Here is a 16880-nt window from a genome sequence, read left to right on the forward strand (position 1 = left end):
AATATGGGCCGTCAAATCCCTATCCATAAGTGTCCACAGGTCCTAGAGCGGGATGAGGAAAAGTGTGCGCGGTTTTCCGCCCGCATCCCGCTCTAACGTCTTAGATTCGATCACGTTCCTGATTTTAGGTCGACGGCTGTTTCGGGTGGAGAACAGGCATGGCGAAATGGGTATATACCTTCGGCGCGGGACAGGCCGAAGGGAGCGCGGAAGACCGTGACCGGCTGGGCGGCAAGGGGGCTAACCTCGCGGAGATGTGCAATCTCGGCCTGCCGGTGCCGCCGGGGCTCACAATCGTCACCGCTGCCTGCAACAGCTATCTCGAGAAGGGCCGCAGCATGCCCGAGGGTCTGCGCGAGCAGGTCCGCGAGGGCATTGCCCGGATGGAGAAAATCACCGGACGCGTCTTCGGCGATACCAATCGCCCGCTGCTTCTGTCGGTCCGTTCCGGCGCGCGCGCCTCGATGCCGGGAATGATGGACACGGTCCTGAACCTCGGCCTCAACGATCAATCCGTGCATGCGCTCGGTCACGACGCCGGCGATGCGCGCTTTGCCTGGGACAGTTACCGCCGCTTTATCCAGATGTATGGCGATGTGGTGATGGGGGTGGACCACGAGGTTTTCGAGGAAGTTCTGGAGGACGAAAAGGCGCGCCTCGGTCATGAGCAGGACACGGAGCTTTCCGCCGTCGAATGGCAGCACGTGATCTCGCGCTACAAGGAGGCGATCGAGGAGGTGCTCGGCCTGCCTTTCCCGCAGGATCCGGAAGTCCAGCTCTGGGGCGCGATCGGTGCCGTCTTTTCAAGCTGGATGAACCCGCGGGCCATCACCTACCGCCACCTTCACGGCATACCGGCCGGCTGGGGCACGGCCGTCAACGTCCAGGCCATGGTCTTCGGCAATCTCGGCAATTCGTCCGCGACGGGCGTCGCCTTCACGCGCAACCCGTCGACGGGCGAGAAAGAGCTTTATGGCGAGTTTCTCGTCAATGCTCAGGGCGAGGACGTCGTCGCCGGCATCCGCACGCCGCAGAACATCACCGAGGCGGCCCGCATCGCGTCCGGTTCGGACAAGCCGTCCCTGGAAAAGCTGATGCCGGAGGCTTTTACCGAGTTCGAAAAGATCTGCAACGCGCTCGAGCGCCACTATCGCGACATGCAGGACATCGAGTTCACGATCGAGCGCGGCAAGCTCTGGATGCTGCAGACGCGTTCCGGCAAGCGCACGGCCAAGTCGGCCCTGAAGATCGCCGTCGACATGGCCGAGGAAGGGCTGATCTCGAAGGAGGAGGCCGTCGCGCGCATCGATCCCGCCTCACTCGACCAGCTTCTGCATCCGACGATCGACCCCCATGCCCGCCGCGACATTATCGGTTCCGGCCTGCCGGCCTCGCCGGGTGCGGCCACGGGCGAGATCGTCTTCAGCTCCGACGAGGCGGTGCAGGCGGTCAAGGAAGGCCGCAAGGTCATTCTCGTTCGCGTCGAGACGAGTCCTGAAGACATCCACGGCATGCATGCGGCGGAAGGCATCCTGACGACCCGCGGCGGCATGACCAGCCACGCGGCGGTCGTCGCCCGCGGTATGGGTACGCCTTGCGTATCGGGTGCCGGCAGCATCCGCGTCGACCAGCGAAACGAGCTCCTGATCGCCGCGAGCGTCACGCTCCGGAAGGGCGACGTGATCACCATCGACGGCTCCTCCGGCCAGGTGCTGAAGGGCGAGATCCCCATGCTCCAGCCGGAACTTTCGGGCGACTTCGGCAAGATCATGCAATGGGCCGACGCAAGCCGCCGCATGACCGTGCGCACCAATGCCGAGACGCCGGCGGATGCGCGCGCCGCCCGCTCCTTCGGCGCCGAAGGCATTGGACTCTGCCGCACGGAGCACATGTTCTTCGAGGACGACCGCATCAACGTGATGCGCGAGATGATCCTGGCGGAAGACGAAGCAGGACGCCGGACGGCGCTCGCCAAGCTTTTGCCGATGCAGCGCTCCGACTTCGTCGAGCTCTTTTCGATCATGCACGGCCTGCCGGTCACGATCCGTCTTCTTGACCCGCCGCTGCACGAGTTCCTGCCGAAAACCGACGAGGAGATCGCAGAGGTTGCGCGCGTGCTGACGATCGATCCCGCGGAACTGCGTCAGCGGGTCGATGCGCTTCACGAGTTCAATCCGATGCTCGGGCATCGCGGTTGCCGCCTGGCAATCTCCTATCCGGAGATCGCCGAGATGCAGGCGCGAGCGATTTTCGAGGCGGCGGTCCAAGCCGCCCACGATACCGGCGCTGCCGTCGTTCCCGAGATCATGGTGCCGCTCGTCGGCCTGCGCGCCGAGCTCGATTACGTCAAGGCGCGGATCGAGGCGGTCGCCAAGGAGGTCATCGGCGAGGCTGGCGTGAACATCGATTATCTGATCGGCACGATGATCGAGTTGCCGCGGGCGGCCCTCAGGGCGGACACGATCGCCGAATCGGCCGATTTCTTCTCCTTCGGCACCAATGACCTGACGCAGACCACCTTCGGCATTTCGCGCGATGACGCAGCGCTGTTCCTGGCCACCTATCAGCAGAAGGGCATCATCGAGCAGGATCCCTTCGTCTCGCTCGATTTCGAGGGCGTGGGCGAACTGATCCAGATCGCGGCGGAACGGGGCCGGCGGACCAAGAACGGCTTGAAGCTCGGTATCTGCGGCGAGCATGGCGGCGATCCCGCCTCGATTCGCTTCTGCGAGGAAGCGGGTCTCGATTACGTCTCCTGCTCGCCCTTCCGGGTGCCGATCGCGAGACTTGCGGCCGCACAGGCGACGATCAACGGCCGCGAGGTCGCCGAGGTTCAAGCTCTGGCGGCGAGCTGACGGCCAAGGGCGTTCCGGCTACCGGATATCCCCCTCATCCGGCCTGCCGGCCGCCTTCTCCCCGCACGCGGGGCGAAGGAGAATCGTCGCAACGTTCAGCGCTACTTGCCCCCTTTGGTGATGTTGCTTGCTTCGTGGAACGACGGGGGATGAGGACCGGGCGTGCTCGGCACGTCCCTTCGCCCCGCTTGCGGGGATAAGCGCAAGAATTTTGTTGTGGCGCGCTTTTCGTCCATGGGGTTTGGCGCTTGACGACGGTGTTGGCGAAGATGATGAGTTTGCGGACGCAGGCGATGAGCGCCGCTTTGTGGGATTTGCCTTTTGCGGTGAGACGATCGTAGAGCTCAACCAGCGTCTCGTTCCAGCGCTGCGACGCCGGTAAGGCGGCATTGAACAGGGCCCTGCGGACGCGCGCCCGTCCGCCGGCGATATGGCGCTCGCCTTCACGCTTGCCGCTCTGGTCGTCATAAGGCGCCACGCCGGTCAGCGCGGCGATCTCCTCACGGTCGACCCTGCCGAGTTCGGGCATCAGAATGACCAGGGTGAGTGCCGTACGGATGCCGATGCCGTCGATGCTTTCGATCAGATCAAGCTTCCGGGCGAGATCGTCATGCTCGCGGACAGCGGCCTGCAACAGCGCGAGCTGGGCTTTGCAACGGCTCTTGAGCTCACCGATGGAACGATCGATCTCCTCGAGGATCCGCCTGTCGGTGAAACGCTCGCGGCGGGTCTTGAGGCAGGCTATATCGGCTTCGATCTGCTCGATGAACAGCAGCCATTCGCCAAACGCGATCAGCCGGCTATCCGGCGCATGGCATCGCGCATCCGAACGGGCAGCGCACTCGGCGATCAGCGCGGCGTCGAGCTGGTCGTTCTTGGCTCGGCGCAGCTTATAGAGGCCGAAAGCGCGCACTTGCCGCGGCTGCAGCAGGACGACCTCAAAGCCTCTCTGATGCAGATACGCAATCACGTCGCGCTCATATCCGCCGGACGCTTCGATCCCGACCCGTCCGATCCCCTGCCGCTCGAGCCAGTCAGCCAGAGTCTGCCAGCCGTCGGCGTTGTTGGGCACTTTCTGTTTGTCGCTCACCGGGTAGGTGGCGACATCAAGCCATATCTTCCCGGTATCAATACCGGCCGCTTTCATGCTAATCTCGGTCATCCTTGTCGTCCCTGCCTTGCATACGAACCAGGTTGTTCCAGCAACCATTCGGGCCACGATGAGGAACCGACCGCGATCCTGCTTCTCCGTAACCCCCAAAGGTTCTGGTGCCGGCGATCCGACGGTCGGCGCCTTTGGCCGGGCGGCCGCCCGGCCAAAGGCATACCGAATCCTTTACAACATTTCTTATGCAAGGTGCCGGCAGGCGGATGAGGGGCAATCGAGGCCGGCGGAGCCGCTATGATCACGATGACTTTAGGTTGGGTCGACCTGGAATCATCAGCGTGATCGATTCTGACCGCACACACTTCCTCATCCCGCTCTAATGCCAATGGTAAGGGCCGCGCAAGAAAGCGTCGTTGTCATAGCGGAAGGCGCGTGCTTCCGCGCGCCGGTCGAGATCTATACGCTGCAGGCAGGTTGCGAACGCATCCGTGCCCCTTCTGAAGCCGTAGGAGGCGCATGTATTTTCGTCTCTCGCTCGCCGTTCCTGCGGCGACATCGATTGGCACGCGGCAAGCACCAGCCCCGCGGCTGCAAGGCCAAGCAGTCTCATGGTCATCGTCGTCATCCTTGCCTCCTGATCGGCACCCCTTCGCGGGGACAGAGATCGATGGCATTCCGCTGGACGACAGGCATGATAATGCAACGCATAAGACGAAGTCCGTGGGCACGATTCAACTCGGCGACATCATGCGCCCGTTGCGCATCGCCGGTCAATCGCCCTGCGGAGTTCAGATCCGCTCGAGGACGCCGACGAAGGAGTTGGCGAAGCTCTTGAGCCCGGCGGTGCGCTCGCTCGGCTGCTCGACGCGGATGGTGGTGCCGTCCTGCGCGAGACAGATGAACAGGATGATAGGTGTCTTGTCCTCCGCCTGGCCGTGGCGTACCGCGGCGATCGTCACGCAATCGTCGACAAGACCGGAAGCCGGCAGAATGAAGAGCAGTTCGGCGCCGATGTCGTGAGCCACCTTATGGGTGAAGCCGACGAAATCGTCCTTGTCGCCGGAGAAGCGGTCGAGCGAAAGCTCCAACTCGAGAAGTGCCATGGGTATCGCAGCTTCGCCGACCGGGGGCGGAGGGGCGGGGATGGCGATGTCCATGGTAGACTGCTGTGCGGCCATGATGTCTCTCCGTTGATTTGCCGCGCCTCTTGCCGGCCGACGGCCGATGCCTCCAAATGCTACAGCGCCGTGTGTCCGGCCAAATAGTGAACCTGAATAGGTGGTTAACGAGAATGGCAAATTTGCGGCACTCGTGTGAGTGGCGCCGCCATATTCGCCGCCCGCATTCTCTCTTTGCCCTCAATACGGCGATCTCCATCGCCGATGGGGGAAAGATACGGGTTTGCACTACCCGAGCCATGGTCTAAGAAAGGCGAGGTCCTTTTCCGCCTCGGGGATTGATTCCGTTAGATGATTGTCCGGTACGAGCGTCCCTTTTCCTACGCGGCCCATTGGGCGCGCCGCATCGCCCGCATCGCCTTCATCGTTTTTCTGCTGTCGCTGCTGTCGCATCGTTTCGGTCCTCTGACGACGCCGCACTTTCTGGCGCTGGCGCTGATCGCCGGGGGCTTGGCTCTCCTTGGCGTCGTGCTGGCAACGATCGGGCTCACGCGCCTTTGGCAGGTGGCGGCGATCGGCGGCACGGCTTCCGTCTCGGCACTCTTCTACGCGGCGGTTCCGCTCGGGTTCCTCGGTTATGGGGCGGTGCAATACCTGACGCGACCGGCACTCTACGAGGTCAGTACCGATACCTTGACGCCGCCACCCTGGATCAGGACGCCGGCAACCGCGGAAAGCTGGCTCGGGCGCAAGCGTGCGGTGACGCGGGAAGACCGCGAGGCGCAGGTTGAAGCCTATCCGGGGCTTACCGGCCGGCGCTACGAAGGGGCGCTGGACCGCGTATTCCAAGGCGTGCGCAAGGTCGTCGAGCAGACGCGAATCGCCACCACTGCGGAGTTCGGCGCCGACAACGCGCGGGCGGATCTCGAAGACCTCGCCGTGCGACCCGAGGCAGGCGGGGAAGCGAATGCCGGCCCGAACGTCATCCCCGTCCCGACCGCGCGCCCCACGCAACTGGTCGACGATGGCATACCGGGACGGCGATCCAGCGACGTCGTCCTGCAAGGCGAATGGCGGAGCCTTGTCGTCGGTTTCCGATTCGACGTGCTGATCAGATTGCGCGAAGAGGCGGAAACGACCTTCGTCGATCTGCGCGTGGCCTCGCGCTACGGCCGCCATGACTTGGGCATGGGAGCGATGTTTGCCGAGGAGTTCCTGCGCGACCTCGACGCCGAGCTTCTGGGAATCGCGGGCGATTAGCAAGTGCGCGCGGTTTTGCGCCCCGAATTGCGCCTTTCAGCGATCGACCCAGCGTCACGCCAGCCGGTACGCGCTGGCGAGCGACGGCGGCCCCTCTGTTTCGACGCGCCCCTGCTCGATGAGGTCTTCGATGTGCGCCAGCAGCGAGAGCGCCGCAGCGCCATGCAGCCGCGGGTCGGTCGAGGCGTAGATCACCTTTACCATGTCGGCGATCTGCCGGTCGCCGGCGCGCAGGCGTTCGACCACCGCGCGCTCGCGCATCCTGCGATGCGCCTTCAACGCCCGCACGAAGGAGGCAGGCTCGTTGACCGGACCGCCATGCCCGGGCAGGTAGAGCCGATCGTCGCGCTGGAGCAGCTTGTCGAGCGAGGCCATGTAATCGGCCATGGCGCCATCCGGCGGCGCGACGATGCTTGTCGCCCAGGCCATCACATGATCGGCGGAAAAGAGGATCCCGGTTCCATCGAGCGCGAAGGCCATGTGGTTGGCCGTGTGCCCCGGCGTCGCTACTGCCGTCAGGCTCCAGCCGTCGCCTTCGACGCGTGCGCCGTCGCAAAGCGCGACATCGGGCACGAAGTCCATGTCCGAACTTTCGGCGAACGGATTGACCTCGCCGGCGTGCAGCGGCCGGGCTGCCCGGTGCGGGCCTTCGCCCACAACCATTGCGCCGGTCGCCCGGGCAAGCCTGCCGACGAGCGGAGAATGGTCGCGATGTGTGTGGCTGACGGCGATATGCGTCACTTCGCGCCCCCTGAGTGCGTCCATCAGCGCATGGAAATGCGCGTCGTCCTCCGGGCCCGGATCGATCACCGCGACCGAGCGACGGCCGACGATGTAGCTATTCGTGCCATGGAAGGTGAAGGGGCCGGGATTGTTGACGGTGATGCGCTCGACACCCTCGGCTACGCTCACCGCTTCGCCATGGGCGGGCTTGAAATCGAGGTCGAATTCCGGAGCTTGCATGTTCCTGGCTTCCCATCCACCTGCCGTGTCCCGTTTGCACGACAGCTCCCGGGGCAAGACCGGTTTCCCGGCCCGTCGGCGCGACCATAGGCCAAAGGCCACAGGGAGGGAACCATCCGTTGCTCGACCGACGTTGCGGCCCGAGCCTCAAAGGCATAAATCTGCGGGCGAAACGAAGTTAAGCATTGTGAGCGCGCACGACCTTTGCTAATCAGGCGCTCGATTTGGCGAAGAGATTTCCCGCCAGTTTAGTTGGGGCGTAGCCAAGCGGTAAGGCAGCGGTTTTTGGTACCGCCATTCCCTGGTTCGAATCCAGGCGCCCCAGCCATACCCCCACACCCCCGCAAGCGTCGACAGTGAAGGAACTTCCATCCCGAATAAGGAGGAAGAAGAAGCTGCCTGTGATGAGCGTGGCAGGTCGCGGCTTCAGAATAAGCAGCAATCAGCGACCTTGTCTTCCGGGAATTCCCTGCCGATCTAAGAATGGACGACTATACTGGATGACCAGGTTTGAAATATATAAGTTATGTTGTCATAACCTATTCACTTCTGATGGGTTACTTTAAGGTGTATTTTATGATATGTTCATATATCAATATTCGTTATTGACATAAGCCAATATAAATATACCAACCCCAGCCAGGGAATGGAGTGGAGTGGCTGAGGAGTGAATGCCATTATTTTTCAAACCGCATTGCTTTCTGTCACTGTATTGTTGTCTGCTTTCGCAGCGTGGGCAGGACCATTCGGCATTGAACAAGGGCAGAGTAAGGACTCTCTGCGGATAGTCCATGAGCCTTCGCATTATGGCGTCTACAAGCTTTGTACCGTGCCCAGGCGTCACCCTGCTTTCGAAGTATATTCCGCAGAGATAAGCGAAACTGTCGGTGTTTGCCGCGTAAACGCCGGATCGGTGATGTTTACGGCGGATCGGCTCGGTACGAAGGTTCGGGCAAAGTTTGACGAGATAGTACGCGAACTCGAAGATATCTATGGCCAGGGGAAGGACTTCAAGTCTCTCAAGGAAGGTTCGCGCTGGAGCGAAAACCGCGACTGGGTAATGTCCGTAACGGAGAACGAGCGGACGTACCGGCGCGAGTGGTCCGTTGCATATGGATCAAGGCTTAAGAACGGAATAAGCCGAATAAATCTGGCGGTGCATGGTCTCGGCGAAGATGTATCCTTTATCGCCTTGGAATACGCCTTCGAAAACTACACCCAATGCTTGTCGGAGAAAGCGCAGAGTACTGCAAGCGCGCTCTGAGGCGCCCCGCAGTTCATTGCCGGCAATCGACTCAATTCAGCCGGCGGGTTGGATATTCCGGCGAGCAATCTTATTGTCCCCCCGATCTCCCGGGCTCGACCTGATCGCGCTCGGCAAACACATGAAGCGGTTGCGGAACAGGGACTGAAAATGACGAGCATGCGAATACCTCTTCGTCGCGCTTGCGCGGCGGGCAATCTTTTCGGGGCGCCGAACCTTTCGGCCGGGGCATTGTTTCGCTTGCTTCTCGTCGCGTTTCTGGTGGCATTTTCATCAGTCGCCGTCGCTCAGGAGAGTGGAGCGAAGCCGGAAGCGGGCGCTGCAACCGGCGCCGAGGCGGCGAGCCAGGCGGATGCTGCGCCGGCATTGCCGCCGCAAGCCTTTCCGGAGGAACAGGCACGCATCGATGCCTGGCGGGCGACGCTGGAACGCGTGGAGCGTGGGCTCCAGGCCGAGCGCATCGACGACGTCACCCTCTCCGATCTGCGCAGGCAGCTCGGTACCATTCCCATGCATGCCGCCGGGCTCAAGGCGAAGCTGCAACCGCGACTGCAGGCGGTCAATCAACGTGTCGAGCAGTTGAAGCCTGCCGATGAGCAGGCTGCCCGCAGTCAGGCCGAAGCGATCAAGCTCGAACATGCGCAGCTCCAGGCGGAGGCGGCCGGTCTTCAGGCCATAGTGCAGCAGGCGGATTTCATCGCGCTGCGCGCACAGCAGAACATCGACATTATCGGAGAACGGCGGCGCGCCCTCTTCACGAGCTCTATCCTGCAGCGCTCGCAAAGCCTTGCCGATCCTTCCTTCTGGTTCGATCTGGCCGCCGCGACGCCGGAGACGCTCGCCAACCAGTCCGGCGTTGTCGGACACTGGTTCGGTGCCCTGATCGAGCGCACCGGCCGTTCGGCCGCAGGCGTCCTCGTCGTCGTCATGGGCTTCGCCGCCTTCCTTCTGTCGCCGGGCCGGCGCTGGCTGACCCGGCGCACGAGCCGCGACCCTTCGGTGCTTCACCCATCCGGGCTCGCCAGGGCGACCGCAGCAGCAGCCATCACGCTTGCCAATCTCTTGATCCCGGCCATCGCCTTCTTCGTGCTCTATCAGGCGATGTCCATTCTCGGTGTCCTGCCTGCAGATCTGGCGGCGGTCCTGAGGCCCGTGTTCTTCGGGCTGACCTTCGCGTCCTTCTTCTACGGCCTCTCCATCGCTGTGCTCGCGCCCGAACGGCCGAGCTGGCGGCTCGTCGACGTCACCGACGCAGCGGCGGAGAAGTTGATTCCGGTCATCGTTGCGATGGCGGTGATCATCGCCGGCGGCCTTGCCCTCGATGCCTTCCTGAAGGCGACGCATGCGCCCTTGTCCTTCGCGGTCGCGGCACAAGGCCTCGGCGCCGTCGCGCTCGGCATCCTCGCCATGATCGCGCTCAGATTCGTCGCTCGCGAAGACGACGACGAGAGCCAGCAGGGAGCGAGCTCAGCCTGGCGGCTCCTGATTCCGGTGACCTGGGCGGTCGCCGCTCTGACGGTCGTTGCCCCGCTCGCAGGCTTTGTGGCCTTCGGCCGCTTCGCTGCGCTCCAGATCGTCTTCACGACGGCAGTGCTGATGAGCCTCGTGCTCTTGCTACGCCTTGCCGACGAGGCGATTTCCTACGGCTTTTCGGTACAGACCCGGATCGGCGGCTTCATGCGGCAGGCGATCGGGTTCAAGCCCAACACGATCAGCCAGATCGGCGTGATCCTCGCGGGCTTCGCGCGTCTGGTCGTGATCATGATTGCCATCATGGCCCTTCTTGCGCCCTGGGGCATCCAATCGGAGGACGTGGTCGGCACCTTCGCCTCCGCCTTTTTCGGTTTCGAGATCGGCGGCTTCGCGTTTTCGCCTTCGGCTATTCTCGGCGCGATCGTCGTCTTCATCATCGTAATCGTCGCGACGCGCGGCTTTCAGAGGTGGCTGGACGGCCGCCTCTTGCCGCAAACCAGCCTCGACGCCGGCCTCAGGACCTCGATCCATACGGGCGTCGGCTATGTCGGCGCGGCGATCGCGGGTCTCGTGGCCTTTTCCTATGCGGGTCTCAATCTTCAGAACGTCGCCATCGTTGCCAGCGCGCTGTCCGTCGGTATCGGTTTCGGCCTCCAGTCCATCGTCAACAACTTCGTCAGCGGGATCATCCTGCTCGCCGAACGGCCCTTCAAGGTCGGGGACCGCATCGAAGTCGGCCAGAACATGGGGATCGTCCAGCGCGTCAGCGTCAGGGCTACCCAGATCCAGACATTCGACAATGTGACCGTGATCGTACCCAATGCCGACCTGATCAGCGGCCAGGTGGTCAACTGGATGCATGGCGACTTCTCGGCGCGCCTGAAGATTCCGGTGGGGGTCTCCTATGATTCGGACCCGGAGCAGGTGAGGCGGGTGCTGCTGGAAATCGCCATGGACAATCCGCGCGTCTTGAAAATTCCGGAGCCTTTCGTTTCGTTCACCGATTTCGGAGCCGATGCCCTGCAGTTCACCTTGTTCTGCCACGTTGGCAACATCAACGCCGATGCGGGCGCGGCGAGCGATATGCGTTTCGAAATCGCCAGGCGCTTCCGCGAGGAAAAGATCGAAATGCCGTTTGGCCAGCGCGAAATCCATCTTCGCGATCTCGCCAGCATCGAAGGGCTGGTCCGCGAGCTGTTCGATGGCCGAGCCGCGACGTCGGCCCCAGCATCTTCTCAGCCGGGGCAAACGCGCGCGAAGCGCCGGAAGAGTGCCGCCGAGGCCGCCGGCGAATGAGTATGAAAGGCAGTTCCGGATGACGAAGTTGGCCCGCTGGCTTGCGGCAGCGGGCCGGGGGTATCCGGGGCGGATCGGGCTGCCTATTCCGCCTTTGCGCCGCCCAGAAACTCCTCGCACCAGGTCGGGCCGTTCGGACGCTTGCGGTCGCCGACGATCCGGATCGCGCGGATGACGTAGTCGGAGGAGACGGTGAGCTGAACGGAGCAGCTCAGATATTCCGTGCGCGGGGCCGAGATGCGCTTGCCGCGTTTGCCGTCGGCGGTCTTTTCGTATTCTGCCGCGATCTTGCGCGTCTTGTAACCGCCCTTCCAGCTATAGACGGTGTCACCGCCCGCTTCGACGTCGGAAATGGGGGGGCCGAACTGGGCGAAGAATGGCCCCGCCGGCTGGCCGAGCCAGCGTGCCTCGACCGCATTTCTCGTGATCCCGGTCGTCGTCGTGCAGCCGGCAAGAAGCAGCCCGAGGGCGCCCGCCGTCATCATGCGGAAATTCATGTGTCTGTCCCTTAGATATGTCCTGAAACCTGCGGCGCGGAAGGGCCGGAATCCCCCGGTTTTCCTTGCGGTCCGGCGAGGCTCTAGCGCTAAAAGCCGTGAAAGAAAATCGGCTCGGAGCATTGCCGCCGAGGAAATTGGAGAGCGTTGCAGAAACGCCCTATTCCCGCATGAGACGGGGCATGCCGGCGGCCGAATTATTTTGATCCTTAGCGCGGTCTTTTTTGCGATAGCCGCTTGTGAAATCAAAAATGCTGTTCTATAGAGGCGCCGCTGGTCACGGAGTGTAGCGCAGTCTGGTAGCGCACCACGTTCGGGACGTGGGGGTCGAGTGTTCGAATCACTCCACTCCGACCAGCTGAAACAATCCCCCGATTATTGTTGTTGTTGATCCGGCTTCTTAGCCGGGTGACGCGCGGCCTCAGGTCTTGATCGCGATAGCGATAGGCCCCGCCAACCGGACGGTGCGGGTCCGGCGTAGCTTTGCCACGCTTTTATTGTTCACAGGGAAACGGGTTGTTCTCGAATCTCCGTCTTATCGGAGTGAACAATCGGCGCGAGTATGCTTCAAAGTGCAAACCCGTGAGGCAGCGATGTCGAAGGAACCTATCTTCACTCTACGTGAATTTGTCGTCTGGGCAGCCATTCTCGGCAGTGTGGTCGGCTATCAGCTTTGGAATCATGCCGATCCGCCGCCGCTGACGATCGATCTCGCGACGATCGAGCCGCGCGCCTGAACGCCTTATTGCGCCAAATCGTCGAGATCCACGGAGAGAGCTTCGGCAATCTTCTTCATGGTTGAAAGACTTCCGTCCTTCTTCCCGCTCTCGATTTCGGAGAGATAGGGAGCGCTGATCCTGGCCTTCTTCGCCAATTCTCGAGCGGCCATGCCGCGACGGGAGCGCCAGACCTTGACCGCGTTCTCGCCAGCCAGAAGACGGTTGACGACCTCGGCCGGCACGAGCTCGTCGCGGCCGGCGGCGATATCGGCCTTCACCTTGTCGGCCTGCGCGATATCGGCCCTATCGAGCAAATCTTCATATTCAGCAATGGGAAGGACGACCAGGGTTTCGCCACCCGGGGTGGTAATGGTCTGCATAACGGACTCCTATTCGTAGACGCTGCCGCGAGAGCCGATCTTGATGATGTCGAGGACAACACCTTGATCGTCCATGATAACCCGCCAATCGCCAACACGGAGGCGAATGTAAGGCGAGCCGGTCAGCGGCTTGACGTTGTTCCCAAGAGACTTTGGATCGCTCGCATACTGTTCGACCTTCGATACAATGCGCTTCGCGTCATTTGCCGCGAGGCGGCGGAGCAGCTTCACCGACGATTTGCTGTAAACGACCTTCTTCATGCTGGAAGTTAGCATATGGAGAACAAATGGCAATGGAAAATTAGCTTACGGAAAATAAGTCTGGGTACCAACTCCGAAACGATCAGGGGCGGCACGGTGCAACGCACGCGTTTTTTGGACCGGCCTGTCGAAAGCTGCGCAACAAAAAGGGGCCTGACGGCCCCTCTGCTCATCGATGACTCTGTCAGGTCACCCGTCAATCGCGTCTATGATGTTGACCGCCTTGCCGGCCGTGACACGACGCACCTCCACGTCTTCGCGGCGGCTCGCAAAGAGCTCCGTTGCCATGAGCTGATCGGCGAGATCGGCCGGCAGAGACAGGATCACACGGCTCTCCTCGGCATGGATGCCCCCGAGCGCGGCGCGCTTGGCGGTGATCATGCCGCCGGCCACCGTGTTGTTGGTGTCGGGGTCGATCAGGATGAAGGCGCCGGTCGTGCGGTTCTGCTCATAGGTGTCGAAGATCGCCTGTTCGTCGAAGGCGAGGTGCACCTTGCCGATCGCATTCATCGGCAATTCGTCTGCGTGGTTCCACTTGCCGCTCTTGAGTTCGAGCTGACTGACCGGCTGCACCTGCACGCGCTGGCGGCGGCTGCCGGACTTCAGCCAGTAGCGCTTGCCCGGCTGGATGCCTTCCGGCTGCAGCGCCACGAGTTGCGCATCGAAGGCGAGCCCGGTCATCGGCTGGCTGTCGATCGAGGCGATCACGTCGCCGCGGGAAACGTCCACCTGGCGGTCGAGCACCAGCGTGATCGCGTCGCCGGAAACCGCCGCATTGCGCACGAGATCGAAGGTGACGATCTTGCTCACATTGGCGACCATGCCGGACGGCAGGATGACGACGGAGTCCCCCGGCTTCACCGAGCCGCCGGCGACCGTGCCCTGATAGCCGCGGAAGCTTTCTCCCGGGCGCGATACGCGCTGCACCGGCAGGCGGAAGCCGACGGTCTGGGCGGAGCGGGTCGTGGCAAGCTCCAGAACCTCGATCAGCGTCGGGCCGTCATACCAGGGCATGGACGCGCGGCCGTCATAGACGACGTTCTCGCCCTTGAGCGCCGAGACCGGAATTGCGGTGACCTGGCGGACTCCGAGCGAAAGGGCCAGTTCCCGGAACTCGTGCGAGATCTGATCGAAGCGGGCGCGGTCGTAGTTCGTCAGGTCGATCTTGTTGACGGCGAGCACGAACTGGCGGATGCCCATCAGCGTCGCGATCGTCGCGTGGCGGCGGGTCTGCTCCAAAAGGCCGACACGTGCGTCGACGAGCAGAACGGCGAGGTCGGCGGTCGAAGCGCCGGTCGCCATGTTGCGCGTATATTGCTCGTGGCCGGGCGTGTCGGCGACGATGAAGGAGCGCTTGTCGGTCGCGAAATAGCGATAGGCGACATCGATGGTGATGCCCTGTTCCCGCTCGGCCTGAAGGCCGTCGAGCAGGAGAGCGAAATCCGGAAGGCCGAGATCGTTCTGCTTGCCGCTGGAATCGCGCTGAAGGCTTGCCGCCTGGTCTTCCTTGACCGCCTTGGTGTCCCAAAGCAGCCGGCCGATCAGCGTCGATTTGCCGTCATCGACGCTGCCGCAGGTGATGAGGCGAAGGGGGCGCGTGTCGCGCACGACCCGCGCAGTCTCCTGCACCGGGAGGGATACGACGGTTTGGTCCAGGGCTGCGTTCGCTGCTGCCGGTGCGGTCATCAGAAATATCCTTCGCGTTTCTTCTTTTCCATCGAACCGGCCTGGTCGCGGTCGATCGCGCGGCCCTGACGTTCGGAGACGGTCGCGGTTTCAAGTTCGGCAATGATGTCGTCGAGCGTGTCGGCTTCGGAGCGGATCGCACCCGTGAGCGGGAAGCAGCCGAGCGTGCGGAAGCGGATGACTTCCTCACGCTTGACCTCGCCGGGAAGCAGCTCGAGACGAGGATCCTCGGCGAGGATCAGCATGCCGTCGCGTTCTACGACGGGGCGCTTCTTGGCGAAATAGAGCGGCACGATCGGGATATCTTCCGCCTGGATGTAGCGCCAGATGTCGACCTCGGTCCAGTTGGACAGAGGGAAGGCGCGGACGCTCTCGCCCTTGCGGATCATGCCGTTATAGACGTTCCACAGTTCCGGGCGCTGGTTGCGTGGATCCCAGCGATGATCCGGCGTGCGGAAGGAATAGATGCGCTCCTTGGCACGGCTTGCCTCCTCGTCACGGCGCGCGCCGCCGAATGCGGCGTCGTACTGGCCAGCGTCGAGCGCCTGGCGCAACGCTTCGGTCTTCATGATGTCGGTATAGAGCGCCGAACCGTGCGTGAACGGCGTGACGTTCTCGGCTGCGCCGCGCGGATTGGTGTGGGCAACGAGGTCGAGATCGTATTTCGCGACCATCTCGTCACGGAATGCGATCATCTCGCGGAACTTCCAGCCGGTGTCGACATGCAGGAGCGGGAAGGGGATGCGGCCGGGATAGAAGGCCTTGCGGGCAAGATGCAGCAGGACCGACGAATCCTTGCCGATCGAGTAGAGCATCACCGGGCGCTCGAATTCGGCCGCGACCTCGCGGAAGATGTGAATCGCTTCGTTCTCGAGCGCCTTCAGATGCGGATCGAGCGGCGGTTTCGTGCTCTGCGGATTGTGCAGTTCCGTTTCCGGAAGAGTATGGGGCATTGCTGACTCCGGGGAAGATCGTGGTCTTCGGGTGCGGCGCGTGGCGCTCAGGCCGCGTTGCTGGCGTTGGGGATGATCGAGGAAGCCGCTTCCGGCACATGCAGGCCGCATTCGCGCTTCTCGTCGTTCTCCCACCACCAGCGGCCGGCGCGCTCCGGCTCGCCGGGCTTGATGGCACGGGTGCAGGGCTCGCAACCGATCGACGGATAGCCGCGACTGTGCAGCGGGTTGACGGGAATGCCCTCTGCCGCGACATGGGCCTGGATCGTCTCGATGTCCCAGTCGGCAAGCGGATTGATCTTGATGAGTCCGCGCTCGACGTCGGCTTCAGCGAAAGGGGTCGTGGCACGGTTGCCCGACTGCCCGCGGCGCAGGCCCGTGATCCAATAGCTTGCCCCGTCGAGCGCGCGCGCAAGCGGCTTCAGCTTGCGCACGCCGCAACAGGCATGCCGGGCTTCCACGCTTTCGTAGAACCCGTTCATGCCGTATTGCGCCACATAGGCGTCGATGTCGGCTTTCTCAGGATAATAGCGCTTGATGAGGATGTCATAGGTTTCCTCGGTCTGGTCGATCAGCGCCACCGTCTCGTTGAAGAGGCGGCCCGTCTTCAGCGTCGCGACTTCGATGTCGAGACGGTTGCTGCCGATCGCGGCGGTAATGACCTGGTCCTCGATGCCGAGCGACGTGGTAAAGACCGCGCGGCCTTCAAGCCCGGCAATGAGCGCCAGCCGGCCGGCGAGATCCAGGCTTTCGAGCTTGTCGTTGAGGGCCTTCGCCTCCGCATCGAGGGCCATCACGTCTGCTTCGAGGGCCACCGCTTCTGCTTTGAGGGATTGCGTCGTCATGGCTGCATCCTGTTGCAATTTGCACGGAATATGGCAGCCGCTGGTGTCAATGGACAGAAAAACGGATTTCTATTGCTCAAGGATCAGAGCAAATATCTCTCTGATCCATAAAGTTCTAAGAAAACCTAGTAATCCAGTAGATTATTGTCTTACGATTAAACCCGCCAGGCTGTCTTCGCGTGCGGTGTTGCCGTTCAACAAT

14 protein-coding genes, 2 tRNA genes and 1 pseudogene are annotated in these 16880 nt (G+C 62.5%); 7 read left to right on the top strand and 10 right to left on the bottom strand.

Features of this window, described 5'->3' with window-relative positions:
* Positions 1–158 precede the first annotated feature (158 nt).
* Positions 159–2855, top strand: coding sequence for a pyruvate, phosphate dikinase (gene ppdK / locus PZL22_RS22705; protein ID WP_003532280.1), 2697 nt, complete (start codon positions 159–161; stop codon positions 2853–2855).
* A 199-nt stretch (positions 2856–3054) separates the two neighbouring features.
* On the opposite strand, the pseudogene PZL22_RS22710 reads toward ppdK, so the two are convergent.
* From PZL22_RS22710 to PZL22_RS22720, 3 genes and pseudogenes are all read right to left on the bottom strand, one after another.
* A pseudogene (locus PZL22_RS22710) lies at positions 3055–4002 on the bottom strand (IS110 family RNA-guided transposase); the annotation flags it as partial.
* Positions 4003–4339: 337 nt separating this feature from the next.
* Entirely contained in the window at positions 4340–4588 is a 249-nt protein-coding gene (locus tag PZL22_RS22715) for a hypothetical protein (RefSeq protein ID WP_003536294.1), read from the bottom strand.
* Positions 4589–4751: 163 nt separating this feature from the next.
* On the bottom strand, positions 4752–5141 hold the full coding sequence (locus tag PZL22_RS22720; protein WP_003536293.1) for a hypothetical protein: 390 nt from the start codon (positions 5139–5141) through the stop codon (positions 4752–4754).
* 291 nt (positions 5142–5432) lie between these two features.
* Between PZL22_RS22720 and PZL22_RS22725 the strand changes: the two genes are divergently transcribed.
* Positions 5433–6341 carry a DUF1499 domain-containing protein gene (locus tag PZL22_RS22725; protein WP_003536292.1) on the top strand — a complete coding sequence of 303 codons (909 nt, stop codon included), beginning with the start codon at positions 5433–5435 and terminating at the stop codon, positions 6339–6341.
* 54 nt (positions 6342–6395) lie between these two features.
* Here PZL22_RS22725 and PZL22_RS22730 read toward each other — a convergent pair whose 3' ends face one another.
* The gene (locus tag PZL22_RS22730; RefSeq protein WP_003536290.1) at positions 6396–7304 is read right to left on the bottom strand and encodes an MBL fold metallo-hydrolase; all 909 of its coding nucleotides are present in this window, start codon (positions 7302–7304) and stop codon (positions 6396–6398) included.
* 253 nt (positions 7305–7557) lie between these two features.
* On the opposite strand from PZL22_RS22730, the gene PZL22_RS22735 reads away from it, so the two are divergent.
* The 3 genes from PZL22_RS22735 (at position 7558) to PZL22_RS22745 (ending at position 11337) form a co-directional block, all read left to right on the top strand.
* Positions 7558–7632, top strand: a tRNA-Gln gene (locus PZL22_RS22735).
* A gap of 588 nt (positions 7633–8220) precedes the next feature.
* Positions 8221–8568: a hypothetical protein gene (locus PZL22_RS31435; protein ID WP_003536289.1), complete on the top strand. Its 348-nt coding sequence runs from the start codon at positions 8221–8223 to the stop codon at positions 8566–8568.
* A 150-nt stretch (positions 8569–8718) separates the two neighbouring features.
* Positions 8719–11337: a mechanosensitive ion channel family protein gene (locus PZL22_RS22745; RefSeq protein WP_003536287.1), complete on the top strand. Its 2619-nt coding sequence runs from the start codon at positions 8719–8721 to the stop codon at positions 11335–11337.
* 83 nt (positions 11338–11420) lie between these two features.
* Here PZL22_RS22745 and PZL22_RS22750 read toward each other — a convergent pair whose 3' ends face one another.
* Positions 11421–11834, bottom strand: a complete 414-nt coding sequence (locus tag PZL22_RS22750) for a hypothetical protein (protein ID WP_003536285.1) — start codon at positions 11832–11834, stop codon at positions 11421–11423.
* Between the two features lie 280 nt (positions 11835–12114).
* Between PZL22_RS22750 and PZL22_RS22755 the strand changes: the two genes are divergently transcribed.
* Together PZL22_RS22755 and PZL22_RS22760 are read left to right on the top strand one after the other, a co-directional pair.
* Positions 12115–12191: transfer RNA gene (locus tag PZL22_RS22755), tRNA-Pro, on the top strand.
* Between the two features lie 236 nt (positions 12192–12427).
* The gene (locus PZL22_RS22760) at positions 12428–12571 is read left to right on the top strand and encodes a hypothetical protein (RefSeq protein ID WP_010968935.1); all 144 of its coding nucleotides are present in this window, start codon (positions 12428–12430) and stop codon (positions 12569–12571) included.
* Positions 12572–12576: 5 nt separating this feature from the next.
* Here the strand turns inward: PZL22_RS22760 and PZL22_RS22765 are convergent, their stop codons facing one another.
* The 5 genes from PZL22_RS22765 to PZL22_RS22785 all read right to left on the bottom strand — a co-directional run bounded on the left by PZL22_RS22765 (position 12577) and on the right by PZL22_RS22785 (position 16678).
* Positions 12577–12933, bottom strand: a complete 357-nt coding sequence (locus tag PZL22_RS22765; protein WP_003536282.1) for a type II toxin-antitoxin system RelB family anti-toxin — start codon at positions 12931–12933, stop codon at positions 12577–12579.
* Positions 12934–12942: 9 nt separating this feature from the next.
* Positions 12943–13194 (bottom strand): type II toxin-antitoxin system RelE family toxin, encoded by a 252-nt coding sequence (locus PZL22_RS22770; RefSeq protein WP_003536280.1) that lies wholly within the window; start codon positions 13192–13194, stop codon positions 12943–12945.
* A 189-nt stretch (positions 13195–13383) separates the two neighbouring features.
* Positions 13384–14880: a sulfate adenylyltransferase subunit CysN gene (cysN, locus tag PZL22_RS22775; protein ID WP_003536275.1), complete on the bottom strand. Its 1497-nt coding sequence runs from the start codon at positions 14878–14880 to the stop codon at positions 13384–13386.
* On the bottom strand, positions 14880–15833 hold the full coding sequence (gene cysD / locus PZL22_RS22780; RefSeq protein WP_003536273.1) for a sulfate adenylyltransferase subunit CysD: 954 nt from the start codon (positions 15831–15833) through the stop codon (positions 14880–14882). The genes cysN and cysD overlap by 1 nt, the downstream gene beginning before the upstream one ends.
* Positions 15834–15880: 47 nt before the next feature.
* Positions 15881–16678 (bottom strand): phosphoadenylyl-sulfate reductase, encoded by a 798-nt coding sequence (locus tag PZL22_RS22785; RefSeq protein WP_003536270.1) that lies wholly within the window; start codon positions 16676–16678, stop codon positions 15881–15883.
* Between the last annotated feature and the right edge of the window lie 202 nt (positions 16679–16880).

The sequence above is a fragment of the Ensifer meliloti genome (assembly GCF_030064585.1).
In the GTDB taxonomy this organism is placed as follows: Bacteria; Pseudomonadota; Alphaproteobacteria; order Rhizobiales; family Rhizobiaceae; genus Sinorhizobium; species Sinorhizobium meliloti.

Bases quoted from the DNA above. Each gene is read 5' to 3' on its own strand.
- ppdK (WP_003532280.1), top strand. From the start codon at position 159: ATGGCGAAATGGGTATATACCTTCGGCGCGGGACAGGCCGAAGGGAGC.
- PZL22_RS22745 (WP_003536287.1), top strand. From the start codon at position 8,719: ATGACGAGCATGCGAATACCTCTTCGTCGCGCTTGCGCGGCGGGCAAT.
- PZL22_RS22750 (WP_003536285.1), bottom strand. From the start codon at position 11,834: ATGAATTTCCGCATGATGACGGCGGGCGCCCTCGGGCTGCTTCTTGCC.
- PZL22_RS22725 (WP_003536292.1), top strand. From the start codon at position 5,433: ATGATTGTCCGGTACGAGCGTCCCTTTTCCTACGCGGCCCATTGGGCG.
- PZL22_RS22715 (WP_003536294.1), bottom strand. From the start codon at position 4,588: ATGACGACGATGACCATGAGACTGCTTGGCCTTGCAGCCGCGGGGCTG.
- PZL22_RS22730 (WP_003536290.1), bottom strand. From the start codon at position 7,304: ATGCAAGCTCCGGAATTCGACCTCGATTTCAAGCCCGCCCATGGCGAA.
- cysN (WP_003536275.1), bottom strand. From the start codon at position 14,880: ATGACCGCACCGGCAGCAGCGAACGCAGCCCTGGACCAAACCGTCGTA.
- PZL22_RS22770 (WP_003536280.1), bottom strand. From the start codon at position 13,194: ATGAAGAAGGTCGTTTACAGCAAATCGTCGGTGAAGCTGCTCCGCCGC.
- PZL22_RS31435 (WP_003536289.1), top strand. From the start codon at position 8,221: ATGTTTACGGCGGATCGGCTCGGTACGAAGGTTCGGGCAAAGTTTGAC.
- cysD (WP_003536273.1), bottom strand. From the start codon at position 15,833: ATGCCCCATACTCTTCCGGAAACGGAACTGCACAATCCGCAGAGCACG.
- PZL22_RS22720 (WP_003536293.1), bottom strand. From the start codon at position 5,141: ATGGCCGCACAGCAGTCTACCATGGACATCGCCATCCCCGCCCCTCCG.
- PZL22_RS22785 (WP_003536270.1), bottom strand. From the start codon at position 16,678: ATGACGACGCAATCCCTCAAAGCAGAAGCGGTGGCCCTCGAAGCAGAC.
- PZL22_RS22765 (WP_003536282.1), bottom strand. From the start codon at position 12,933: ATGCAGACCATTACCACCCCGGGTGGCGAAACCCTGGTCGTCCTTCCC.
- PZL22_RS22760 (WP_010968935.1), top strand. From the start codon at position 12,428: ATGTCGAAGGAACCTATCTTCACTCTACGTGAATTTGTCGTCTGGGCA.